The sequence below is a fragment of the Mycobacterium sp. genome (assembly GCF_032159775.1).
Classification (GTDB): Bacteria; Actinomycetota; Actinomycetes; order Mycobacteriales; family Mycobacteriaceae; genus Mycobacterium.
The window spans coordinates 1-11,735 of the sequence record NZ_JAVHWK010000160.1; the positions used below are offsets into that span (position 1 = coordinate 1).

Genomic DNA, 11,735 nt, shown 5'->3' on the forward strand with positions numbered 1-11,735 from the left:
TGATGAAGGCGCTGCCCAACCTCGGCGCCATCGTGCACCACGGAGCCGGCTACGACACCATCGACGTCGACGCGGCGTACCGGCTCGGTATTGGAGTCAGCAACACCCCCGACGTGCTCAACGACTCTGTTGCCGACACAGCCGTTGGCCTGCTGCTGGCGACGATGCGTGGCTTGTGCACAGCAGACCGCCATGTTCGAGCCGGCGGTTGGCTCAGCGAAGGCAAGTATCCTTCGGGCCGTGACGTGAGCGGTTCACGAGTTGGGATCTTGGGCCTCGGCCGCATCGGCTCAGCGATCGCCGCGCGGCTGGTCGCCTTCGGCTGTGCCATCGCGTACCACAACCGCCACGAAATGCCTGGCTCTCCCTACCGCTACCTCGCCTCGCCTGTTGCGCTCGCTGAGTCCGTTGACGTGCTGGTGGTGGCAACCGTTGGAGGCGCTGGGACCGAACAACTTGTGAGTCGTGCGGTCTTGGAAGCTCTTGGGCCGCACGGCTATGTCATCAATATCGCGCGGGGGAGCGTCGTGGATCAGGATGCCCTCGTCGAACTGCTTGTCTCGGGGCGGCTGGCGGGCGCTGGACTGGATGTTTTCACCGACGAACCTTATGTTCCACCGGAATTATGTCGACTCGACAACGTGGTGCTGCTACCACACATCGGCGGCGTGACAGTGCGAAGCCTCTCGATGATGAGGGAGCTGGTGTTGCGAAATCTCGACCAGTACCTCACGCGTGGGACGCTGACCACGCCGATCGTGCCGCCGCAATTCAGGCCGGTCGAAAGCGATAGCCGTCTGTTATCGGCCGTTCACAAGTCCGTATTGCACGCGCCGGCTGTCCCTCACCCTGCTTATGGCAGGCGAAAGCGTGACCGTTTGCGAGGAGGAGGTGGGCATGACCGCTCTCACTGAGCGAGGCGTTGGCGGCGCGAATATGTATGTGGCGCCGGCGATCACAGGATTGGTCGATCTCTTCGATCGGCACGTGGTCGATCGTCCGCAAGAGCAGGCGCTTGTCCTGACGAAGGATCGGATACCTCTGTCCTATGGCGCCCTCGCCGCCTTGGTCAACGACATGGCCGCCCGCCTCCGCAGTGCAGGGCTGCGCAAAGGGGACGCCATTGGCCTCATCAGTGCCAATAATGTCGAGTTCGTGGTGGCGCTCCTCGGGGCGGCACGCGCCGGGTTGGTAATCGCTCCGCTGGATCCCGCACTGCCCCAGTCGGAGATGGCCGCCCGGCTCGAGAGACTGGGGGCACAGGGCATCCTCGTCGGCCCACGCGCGGTCGGCTCCGCGCCGCTGGCGCAGTTCCCCATTGCGACATGCGATGTGCGGGTGGACGTTGCAGCCGGCGGCATCGCGACGGCCACTCTCGAAATCGGCGCGGGTCTAGAGCGACGCGCTAGGGGTGCGGTTGACGACCTCTCTGAAGATGACGCCATTGTCCTTTTCACCTCGGGCACCACAGACCAGGCCAAAATGGTGCCGCTGACGCATGCGAACCTCACCGCCTCCGTGAGGGCCATTTGTCGGAGCTACGAGCTGGGTCCCGAAGACGCGACGGTGGCGGTCATGCCGCTCTTCCACGGTCATGGTTTGCTCGCGGTGCTGCTGTCCTCGCTAGCCAGCGGCGGATGCGTGCTGTTGCCTGAGCGCGGCAGGTTCTCGGCGCATACGTTCTGGGACGATATGCGCGCCGCGGCAGCCACGTGGTTCACCGCGGTTCCCACCATCCATCAAATCCTCTTGCAGCGGTCAGCGGGCGACTACCCCGGCGCGCAGGAAGTGCCGTTGAATTTCGTGCGCAGCTGCAGTGCCCCGCTCGACATGTCGACGGCGCGGAGGATGGAGCGTACTTTCCAGGCGCCCGTGCTCTCCGCGTATGGAATGACCGAAACCACACACCAGGCGGCCAGCCAACCACTCCGCGGACCCGCGAAGCCCGGATCGGTCGGCCGGGCGACCGGAGTGGACCTTCGCGTCGCCGACCAGGATGGCCACATGTGCCCGGCCGGCGTCGTGGGTGAGGTTTGGGCGCACGGGCCGACAGTCGCGCGCGGCTACCTCAACAACCCAGCCGGTACGGCGCGCAGCTTCGCAGGCGGCTGGTTCCGCACGGGTGATCTGGGCTCAGTGGACGAGGACGGGTATCTGTTTATCACCGGCCGCATCAAGAACATCATCAATCGGGGCGGCGAAAAGATCTCGCCCGAGCACGTCGAGGCCATCCTCGCCGGATGTAATGGTGTCATCGAGGCGGCGGCCTTTGCGGTCCCCGACCCGACGTACGGAGAACGTGTCGGCGCGGTCGTGGTGGTGTCCGAGAACGAGAGAATCGGACCCGAGACCATCCTGCAGGAGTGCCACAGCAGGCTGTCTTCCTTCGAAATGCCCGAGCCGCTCGAAGTCGTTGCGGCCTTGCCTCACACCGCCAAAGGCGCGATTGACCGGCGAGCGGTGGAGGACCAATACGCACGCTGAACGGGGTCTCTGATGTCCACCAGATCTGGAGCGAAGGGCGCTTGCCAGACCCCGCCAGCCCGACCGGGGGATACCTGCCAGCTTCAGTATTGGTCGATCCTCGCTCCGGTCGGTATCCGATCGGTGCAGTATGAATCACGGAGCGGTCGGCCATTTTCAGTAAGTGATGTTCGGTATTGGAGTCAAGACCAGCAACGGAGTCGAGCCGGCCCAGAAGGTGGTGATCGCGGTGCGGGTGGTGGTGGCCGATGACGATGTGTTGCTTCGGGAGGGTTTGGCCAGCCTGTTGGACCGTTCGGGGATCGATGTGGTGGGCCAGGCCGGTGACGGTGAGCAACTGCTCGCGTTGGTTCGCGAGCACACGCCGGAGTTGGTGGTGGCCGACATTCGGATGCCACCAACGCATAGCACTGAGGGGCTCGATGCAGCGCGGGTAATCCGCGAGGAGTTCCCCGAAGTCGCCATCTTGATGCTTTCGGCGCACGTAGAGGTCGAGCATGCGATGGAGTTGTTGGGCAGCGGGCACAGCATCGGTTACCTGCTTAAGAGTCGGGTAACCGATGTGACGGATTTCCTGGAGACGTTGGAGCGGATCGCCAAGGGGGCGTCGGTTATCGACCCCGCGTTGGTGTCTGAGCTGGTGTCGGCGCGGCGGCGCGATGATCCGTTGGCGGCCCTCAGTGCGCGGGAGCGCGAGGTGTTGGCGTTGATGGCGGAGGGACGCTCCAATGCAGGCATCGCGCACCGGCTTTGGGTCACCGAGGGCACTGTGGAAAAGCACGTGCGCAGCATCTTGACCAAGCTGAACCTGCCGGAGGCCGGCGATGATCACCGCCGGGTATTAGCGGTGGTTACCTTTCTCGACGCGTGCTGACCCACCGACGAGATCGCGGATGGCCGCGCCGGTCAGGACGGACTTGGATAGGAAGCCGACGGCCGGGCTGGATTCGATCATGTCCGCGAAGTCCTGGGCGGCGTGGGTGGAAATCAATATCACCGGCGACGGGGTCGACCCGCCAACTCGATGGAGTTGCTCAGCGATTTCGAAGCCGCTCTCCCCGCCGAGGTTGATGTCGACCAGCGTTACGTCGGGCCGTAGTTCCTCGAACAACCGCAGCGCCTCGCCGCCGCCGGACGCCACGCCGACGACCGATAAGCCCTGACATTCCAACAGGCCGCGCGCGGCGTCGACGAAACCCGCGCTGTCATCAACGATTAGACAGCGCATCGGGAACCTCGCAGCAGCATGGGATCAGCTTCGCAGTGTTGAGTGCCGTTTCGCATTCCTACTAACACCAAACGTCTGACCCGCGGGCACAAGCTCCAGCTGGCAGGTATGCGCAGATTCCCCCTACCGGGGGCATCGATTGGTATTAGCGGTAGCGACACAGGTTCTTCTGTGCGCAACGCTGGCATACAACCACGCAGACGCAGGCCTGTCGAGACTCGGCGAGATTGGAGCGGCATGAAGAACACGGTATTGGGACGAAGCAAGCTCGAAGTGTCGCGAATCGCCTTCGGCACTTGGCAACTTGGGGGCGACTGGGGCAAGTTCGACGAGGACGCGGCCGTGGCGGCAATTCGGCGCGCCCGGGATCTGGGTGTGAACTTCTTCGATACAGCTCAGGCGTACGGTTTCGGCGCATCCGAACGCATCCTCGGCAGGGCGTTGCGCCACAAGCTTGTCGGTGCCCGCGACGAGCTCGTCATCACCACCAAAGGCGGCCTACGCCAAACCGATTACGGCCTCGTTCGCGACGCAAGCCCCGAGTGGCTACGTAAAGGGGTGGAGGCAAGCCTGACTGCACTGGGTATCGACCACATCGACCTTTACCAGGTGCACTGGCCCGATGCGAAGGTGCCTGTGGCCGAGACGGCGGACGCCCTGCGCGATCTCATCACCGAAGGCAAGATCCGCCATGCCGGCGTCTCAAATTACGACGCTGAACAGATGGCCGAATTCTCAGCCACGCTGCCGGTTGAGACCCTTCAACCCCCTTATCACCTGTTCCGCCGTGAGATCGAGGACGACGTACTGCCGTACTGCCTCGACAGCAACATCGGTGTACTGGTGTACGGGCCGCTGGCGCACGGGCTACTCACCGGAACGCTGGGCGCGCACACCGCCTTTGATCCTGGTGACTGGCGCGGCACGAGCGGGGTTTTCGCCGGCGACACATACCGTCGCAACCTGGCCGCGGTGCGCGCCTTGGAGAAGGTCGCAGCTGACCGTGGCATTACGGTCAGCCAGTTGGCCATCGCATGGACGCTCGCGAACCCCGCCGTGAACGTCGCGATCGTCGGTGCCCGGCAGGTCGGTCACATCGAGGACAGCCTCAGTGCAGCCGAAATATCGCTGTGCGACTCGGATCTGGATGAAATCGACAAGATCATGGCCGACGCCACGCCCGTCGCCGGACCGTCCCCGGAGGGCATGCCATGACTCAGCCAGTTGTGACTGTCGCCGTGCTGGGCACTGGGACGATGGGCGCTCCGATCGCCCGCAACCTGCTCCATGCCGGGTTCAACGTTCGCGTATGGAACCGCACTCTGGCCAAGGCGGCGGTGGTGGGCGTCGATGCGCGCCGCACGTCCACCCCGGGGGATGCTGCCGCAGGCGCCGACGTGTTGATCACCATGCTCGCCGACGGCGCTGCCGTCGAGCAGGTCATGACTGGCCCGACTGGGGCGCTGTCGATGCTTCCAGCGGGGGCGATCTGGATCCAGATGAGCACTGTCGGTGCCGAGTGGACTGACCGGTTCGCCGGCCTGGTAGCCAGGCATGATGTGGCGTTCGTCGACGCCCCGGTGTCGGGCAGTTCCGGCGCCGCGGAGAGGGGCGAACTGGTCATCCTCGCCTCCGGTGCAACAGCGGTCCGTCCCAAGGTGGAGCCGATCTTCGACGTGCTCGGTCATCAGACGCTATGGCTACCGAGCGCCGGTGACGGCAGCCGGCTCAAGCTCGCGCTCAATAACTGGTTGGCGGTGCTCGTCGAAGGGATGGTGGAAACCCTCACGCTCAGTGAAGCCCTCGGCCTCGACCCGCGCGTCCTGCTCGAGGCGGTTGGCGACGGGCCGATGAGTTCGGACTATGCGCTGGCAAAGGGCGCGGCGATGCTCGACGGCGAGTTCGTCCCGGGCTTCCCGTTGCGACACGCGACCAAGGACGCGGAGCTCGCACTGAGCGCCGCCCACCGGCATGGTGTGGAGCTTCCCCTGACGAGCGCTTTGCTACCGCGTTGGTACCAGGCCATTGCTGGAGACCATGGCGACGACGACGTCGCCTCCGCCGTCACGGCGGCCGCCACCACCGCATCGCCACCCGGCGATCGCCTGACAGTCGTCGCGACATGACGTTGTCTGACGATGTTGGATTGCGCAACGAGGCAGCGCGTCCCGCGATCGAACCGCATGCGTCCCACATTGCCAACCGACTGAACTGGCTCCGTGCTGGGGTGCTCGGGGCCAACGACGGGATCGTGTCCACGGCAGGTCTGGTGGTTGGCGTGGCTGCCGCCACGACAAATGGCTCGGTAATCTTCACCGCGGGACTGGCCGGTCTGGTAGCGGGCGCGGTCTCGATGGCGCTCGGCGAGTATGTGTCGGTGAACACGCAACGCGACACGCAGCGGGCGCTGCTCCAACAGGAGCGCGAAGAGCTCGAGAAGATGCCCGAGGCCGAGTTCGAAGAACTGGCAGGACTTTACGCGGCGAAGGGACTCACCGAAGTCACGGCGCGCATGGTCGCCAGGGAACTCACGGATCGAGACGCCTTCGCCGCCCATGTCGACGTCGAACTGGGTATCGACCCAAACGATTTGTCCAATCCATCGCAGGCAGCGTTGTCGTCGGCGGTCGCGTTCACCCTGGGGGCGATCATTCCGCTGATCGCGATTCTGCTCCCGCCAGTCGCCGCCCGCGTCCCCGTGACCTTCCTGTCGGTATTGATCGCGCTCGCGTTGACGGGGACGGTGAGTGCCGTCTTAGGCGGGGCTCGCAAGAGGCGCGCGGTCCTGCGCGTAGTGCTCGGCGGAGCGCTCGCAATGCTCGTGACTTACGGCATCGGTCAGATGGTCGGAACGACGGTTTGAGAGAGGCTGTGATCGAGGTGCGCGTTGGTCGCAGTTAGTTCGCGACGACGCTCACGAGCGATGAGCGGTCGCCTGATGGCCCTGTTGGTGCGTCCCACGGCCCCGCCGCTCGCAGTCGGCATCGTGGTCGCCGCGTCCTTCCTCGCCGCAGAGACACTTCTGGTGTATCTGCTCGAGCGGATCTTTCCGGGAGTGCCCTTCGGCGTCGTCTTCCTGCTCGGCGTTCTGGTCGTCTCTGCCGGCTGGGGATTCGGGCTGGCGGTGTCGACGACGTTGGTGAGCGCGCTTGTCTACGCATTCGTCCATCTCGACGCCGACGGGAGCATCTTCCCCATCACGACCGAAGACTCGGTGGCGATCATCATCTTCGTGCCTATCGCGCTGTTGGCCAATGTGCTTGTCGGCCAGGCGCGATTACGAGCCGCCGAGGCGAATCGGCGCCGCGAGGAGGCCGAGGAAAGCCGGGATGAGCTCGGCGTGCTCGCTGATCAGCAGGCCGCCTTGCGACGCATTGCCACACTGGTCGCGCGGGCGGTGCCGCCGTCCGAGGTGCTCTCAGCGGTGACGGAGGAGTTGGCCCTGTGCCTTGGAGTCACTCACGCAACTCTGGTCCGTTATGAGGCCGACGGTTCTGCGGTTCTGCTCGCCAGCCACGACGACCGTGGGCCGCAGAAAAAGATACCGATCGGTAAGCGATTTTCGGTCGAGGGCGACACCGTCCCGGCAATGGTGTTCCAGACGGGCCGCGCCGCCCGGCGAGACAGCCACGAGGATGCGCCCTCTTCGGACGTCCGATACGTCCACGAATTGGGTCTCCGCGGAGGCGTCGGCGTGCCGATCGTGGTAAACGGCCGGCTATGGGGCGCGGCCGTCGTTGGAACATCGCAACTTGTGCCGCTACCGCCAGATACCGACGCGCGCGTTGGGAACTTCGCGGACCTGGTCGCGACCGCGATTGCCAACGCCGACGCACGCGCAGAACTCACCGCCTCGCGGGCCAGGATCGTCGCGGCTGCTGACGCCGCCCGGCGCAGAATCGAACGCGATCTGCACGACGGTGCCCAGCAGCGGCTTGTGTCGTTGGGGCTCCAGCTGCGCACGGCTGAGGCGTCGTTGCCACCCGAATGGCATGCATTGCGGGAGAAGCTTTCTGACGTCGTCACGGGTTTGACGGGTGTATCGGAAGATCTCCAAGAGATTTCCCGCGGGATCCATCCCGCGATACTTTCGAGAGGTGGACTGGGTCCAGCACTGAAGACCCTGGGCCGCCGCTCCGCCGTCCCTGTGGGCCTTCGCGTCGCCATCGACCGACGGTTGCCCGAGTCGGTCGAAGTGGCGGCCTATTACGTTGTCGCGGAGGGGATCACGAATGCTGCGAAGTACGCACAAGCGTCCGAGGTGCAGGTGAGTGTGGAAGCCGACGGGCCGAACTTGCGGCTGTCGATTCGGGACGACGGCATCGGTGGTGCCGACTCACACAAGGGGTCCGGACTCATCGGGTTGGTTGACCGAGTCGAGGCGCTTGGGGGGGAGCTGCGGATCTCCAGTGTCGTCGGAAGCGGCACGGAACTCCTTGCCACGATCCCCTCCGAGGAATCCTGACCCGCGGCCGGCGATTCCGGTTAGCGGGGCGCGCCAATGGGTGTGAGCCGTGACGACACAGCCTTGCTACGGCGCAACTCTGGAAGTGTAAGAGATAGATATGCCGGCTTGCGGTAACAGGTAAGCCGGCCATCACGAGAGAGTGCAACTATGCAAATGAAACTCACGCGTATCACAGGAGCCTTGGCCGCGGGTACTGCGGCGATCGCTATCGCCGCAGCACCTACGGCCGCCGCCGAGCCGGCAGCCGCACAGACGGTCGGCCCGACCCCGGCGGTGGCGAGCCAAGTCATCCCCGCGGCCTTCCACGGCGGCAGCGGACATGGCGGTGGCTTTCACGGCGGTGGCTATCGCGGTGGCTTCCACGGCGATCGCGGCGGCTGGGGCTGGCAACCATGGGGCTGGAGCCCCTGGGGCTGGGGCCGCTGATCGAGGCCAATGATTGTGCGGAAGCGGCGTCACGAACGCCGCTTCCGCCCTCATTACATGCCGACAGATCGGCGAAACCCAAACCCGCCCATGAAAACCCGACCATCTGTCATAAATCCGCTTGCCGAGACCGACTTTCCCCGCCTTCGAGCGGTGCATGCTGACAGGTAGAGACAAATTCCAGTTGGCCACGCCACGGATGGGTGTCAGCTGTGACGACATCCGTTGGCAGAAAAGCAATTCTGGAACACGGATAGGCAAAATCAACTATGAAGGAGTTGCCATCATGCGAATCAAACTGACCTACATCACACCGGTGTTGGGTGCGGCAGCCGCAGCTGTTGCGATCGTCGCCGCACCGATTGCCGCCGCGGCTGCTCCCAGTGGGGCGCCGGCGCAGTCCTGCGGCGCGAGCGGCGCGGGAACAGAGTGTCAGTCGCCAGGCAATGTTGAGATCAACGACTCGCCGCCGCCGGTCAGTTATTACCCCTACGGAGGCGAGGCCTTCCTTCTCGGCGGTTACGGATACGGCGGGGGCCACGTCGCCGGGGGTCACGGCGGTGGACACCGGTAACGGTCCATGACCGTGCGATAAGTCTGCGTTGTCCGACTTCGCTGCTAGCGGGGCGCCGGGTATGGCACTCATTGTCACCCGGCGCCCTTTCACATGCTTTCGGGTTCAAGTCATTCCGGCTGCCGGGAAGTGCTTGTTGGTGTCAGCAGTGACGACAGCGGCTCGCCGATTCGCAATTCTGGAACGTATACATGTGGTCCAACCATCGAAGGAGCGTCACCATGCGACTCGGACTGAACTACCTCGCACCCCTGTTGGCCGCGGGAGCTGCCGCGGTAGCCTTCGCCGCAGCGCCAATAGCCGCCGCCGCACCGACGGCCCAGAATCATTCCTCTGAGAATCAACAGACCTGCGCTGACTTAGGCGGCACGCAAAGCGAATGCCAGGCGCCCGGCAACGTTCAGATCAACGACGCGCCTCCGCAGGTCGATTACTTCCCTTACGCAGGGGGCGGGACCTAAAACATCTCGAAGGCCTACGTCAGGCAACCGAACTGCTGGACGTGTCCTGGTGTGACAGATGGTAGGAGCGCCATGAAGAAGATGATCAAGTACGTGGCTCCGTGATTGTCCGCGACCGCGATCGGTGGGACGATTGCCTTGGCGCCCTTGGCCAGCGCTGCTTCCGCAGCGTTGCCGGTCCCGCACAACAACGTCATCACCACCGCGGCACCTTCGCCCAGTGGGGGAGACACTCTGGTGCCGGAGGGGGCGGATCCCCAAATCCCGTTCCAGAGCGAGTATTACAATCCGATCCTGCCGAACGACTCCGGCAACGCGAACCCGGGTGGCGGCGTAGGCCCGCCTTCTTGATAATCCTCGTGACATTCGCTCTGACGATTCCGCCCAGGGCCGCAAGGGCGGAATCGTCCCGATGGGCCCAATTCATTGCCGAGATGAACGCCGAGTGTCAAGCTGCTGCCAAACTTTGCAAGGATCCGGCGGTGTATTCACGCGCGATGGCTGGCCTGGTACACCATAACCGGTGAGGCCGAGGCGCTCCCAGGATTCTTCATAGGTCCTTGTCCCGCTCATATGCCCACCGTTCGCACTGACGCTGAGCCCACTCCACAATCCAGCCCGTAAGGGCTGCGCATGTAAGCGCGACGCCGAATGTCATTGTGACGCTCCTCACTAGCGGTTGACGTCAATGATCGCGCTCTGGCAAACAGATGTCGTCACGGCTGACACCCAATTTGCACTCCCGCGAGCCGGGATCTATGCCTTGCAGCCAGTGGGTATCGAGCGACGATCTGCCGTACCTTGCAGGAATCCCCCAGCGCTGGTCTGGGCGCGGCTATGCTGGCTTCTACCCGTCTGGTTGACAGCCGCCGCAGAGCGATGTGAGTTTCCTGGTGACGCAGAAGCAGTCACGGCAACCTGGCTCGGCGTGGATGCCGGGCGACTGGTTGGCGCGCAGCCGCTCCGACGCAGGTTTAGGTCCGCGCATCTTGCGGTTGCGCCTACTTGCGCTGCTGAGCGGCCCGAAGGCTCCGTCGGTGACGCTGGGCGTTGCGGTCGCAGCTGCCTTGATCATGGTCGAGACGCTCATCGTGTGTGCGCTCAACGTGGCTACCGATTCGACCGGACGCTTCGGCACGATCTACCTGGTTGGCGTTCTGATGGTGTCGACGGTGTGGGGATTCGGCTTGGCCGCAACGATGTCGGTCGCCAGCGCCCTTGCATTTGCTTACTTCCGGATGTGGCCGACCACCGATTTCATGGTGGCGGAATCACAGAGCTGGTTGGTGATCGGCATCTTTCTGGTAGTCGCTTTGGTAGCAAACGCACTCGCGGGCCTGGCGCGGGTGGGCGAGAGGTTCTTTGTCCTGTCGCCCGACCTGCTTTGCATCACGGGTCCTGAAAGGGTCATCCGCATCAACCCTGCGTTCAGCCAGATACTCGGCTACTCACTCGACGACATCTCTTCCCGCGCTTATCTCGATTTGGTCGTGCCCGAAGATCGAGATCACGTGCGCGCCTTGCTTGAAAAGCTGCCCGGCCGTGCCGAGCCGGTACGTTTCGAGGATCGCGTGATCTGCAGGGACGGATCCCAGCGTTGGGTCGAGTGGAGCGTCGTGTGGCATCGGGGCCTGTTCTACGCAGTTGGCCGCGACGTCACCGAACGTCGCCGCGAACAAACCGCGTTGCACCAAGCGCAGATCGTCGCCGAGACGCGGCGCGACAAACTAAGGGAGCTCGCCGAACAGCAGGCCGGGCTGCGGCGAGTCGCGACTCTGGTGGCGCGCGGGGCCCCCCCGTCGGAGGTGTTCTCAACGGTGGCCCACGAGATGGCCGGCTGCCTGGGGGTGCGCAACGCGTCGGTGAACCGCTTCGACGGCGACGAAGTGACTGTCCTGGCCTTGTCTCACCTTGACCAGGAAATGAAGAACAAGCCCGTCGTCGGCGAGCGCCACACGTTGGAAGGCGACAACATCGCGACGAGAGTGATTCAGGCCGGCCGCTCCGCGCGACTTGACAGCTCGGACGTCCAGCAGGCGCCGGGCTCCATCGCCGCACGGCTTCGCGAGATGGGCCTGCGTTGCACTGTGGCGG

General features: G+C 64.3%; 11 protein-coding genes and 1 pseudogene. 10 read left to right on the forward strand and 2 right to left on the reverse strand.

Annotated elements, in window-relative coordinates:
- The 3 genes and pseudogenes from QOJ24_RS21725 to QOJ24_RS21735 form a co-directional block, all read left to right on the forward strand.
- Window positions 1-776: pseudogene (locus tag QOJ24_RS21725) on the forward strand (2-hydroxyacid dehydrogenase); the annotation flags it as partial.
- Between the two features lie 121 nt (window positions 777-897).
- On the forward strand, window positions 898-2,484 hold the full coding sequence (locus QOJ24_RS21730; protein WP_526265023.1) for a FadD7 family fatty acid--CoA ligase: 1,587 nt from the start codon (window positions 898-900) through the stop codon (window positions 2,482-2,484).
- Window positions 2,485-2,650: 166 nt separating this feature from the next.
- Window positions 2,651-3,358, forward strand: coding sequence for a response regulator transcription factor (locus QOJ24_RS21735; RefSeq protein WP_526265040.1), 708 nt, complete (start codon window positions 2,651-2,653; stop codon window positions 3,356-3,358).
- On the opposite strand, the gene QOJ24_RS21740 is transcribed toward QOJ24_RS21735, so the two are convergent.
- Complete coding sequence (locus QOJ24_RS21740) at window positions 3,326-3,712, reverse strand: response regulator (protein ID WP_526265025.1); 387 nt, start codon at window positions 3,710-3,712, stop codon at window positions 3,326-3,328. The genes QOJ24_RS21735 and QOJ24_RS21740 overlap by 33 nt on opposite strands.
- A gap of 237 nt (window positions 3,713-3,949) precedes the next feature.
- Here QOJ24_RS21740 and QOJ24_RS21745 point away from each other — a divergent pair, with 237 nt between their 5' ends.
- The 6 genes from QOJ24_RS21745 to QOJ24_RS21770 all read left to right on the forward strand — a co-directional run bounded on the left by QOJ24_RS21745 (window position 3,950) and on the right by QOJ24_RS21770 (window position 9,180).
- Window positions 3,950-4,927, forward strand: coding sequence for an aldo/keto reductase (locus QOJ24_RS21745; RefSeq protein WP_526265042.1), 978 nt, complete (start codon window positions 3,950-3,952; stop codon window positions 4,925-4,927).
- The gene (locus tag QOJ24_RS21750) at window positions 4,924-5,838 is read left to right on the forward strand and encodes an NAD(P)-dependent oxidoreductase (RefSeq protein WP_526265027.1); all 915 of its coding nucleotides are present in this window, start codon (window positions 4,924-4,926) and stop codon (window positions 5,836-5,838) included. Before QOJ24_RS21745 ends, QOJ24_RS21750 begins: the two co-directional genes overlap by 4 nt.
- Window positions 5,835-6,575 carry a VIT1/CCC1 transporter family protein gene (locus QOJ24_RS21755; protein ID WP_526265029.1) on the forward strand — a complete coding sequence of 247 codons (741 nt, stop codon included), beginning with the start codon at window positions 5,835-5,837 and terminating at the stop codon, window positions 6,573-6,575. The genes QOJ24_RS21750 and QOJ24_RS21755 overlap by 4 nt, the downstream gene beginning before the upstream one ends.
- 60 nt (window positions 6,576-6,635) lie before the next feature.
- Window positions 6,636-8,177, forward strand: coding sequence for a GAF domain-containing sensor histidine kinase (locus QOJ24_RS21760; protein WP_526265031.1), 1,542 nt, complete (start codon window positions 6,636-6,638; stop codon window positions 8,175-8,177).
- A 156-nt stretch (window positions 8,178-8,333) separates the two neighbouring features.
- Complete coding sequence (locus tag QOJ24_RS21765; RefSeq protein ID WP_526265033.1) at window positions 8,334-8,606, forward strand: hypothetical protein; 273 nt, start codon at window positions 8,334-8,336, stop codon at window positions 8,604-8,606.
- A 286-nt stretch (window positions 8,607-8,892) separates the two neighbouring features.
- Window positions 8,893-9,180: a hypothetical protein gene (locus QOJ24_RS21770; protein ID WP_526265034.1), complete on the forward strand. Its 288-nt coding sequence runs from the start codon at window positions 8,893-8,895 to the stop codon at window positions 9,178-9,180.
- A 475-nt stretch (window positions 9,181-9,655) separates the two neighbouring features.
- Here QOJ24_RS21770 and QOJ24_RS21775 read toward each other — a convergent pair whose 3' ends face one another.
- Window positions 9,656-9,874 carry a hypothetical protein gene (locus tag QOJ24_RS21775; RefSeq protein ID WP_526265036.1) on the reverse strand — a complete coding sequence of 73 codons (219 nt, stop codon included), beginning with the start codon at window positions 9,872-9,874 and terminating at the stop codon, window positions 9,656-9,658.
- Window positions 9,875-10,714: 840 nt separating this feature from the next.
- Here QOJ24_RS21775 and QOJ24_RS21780 point away from each other — a divergent pair.
- Window positions 10,715-11,735: PAS domain S-box protein (locus QOJ24_RS21780; RefSeq protein WP_526265038.1), on the forward strand; the 1,021-nt coding region annotated here is incomplete at its 3' end.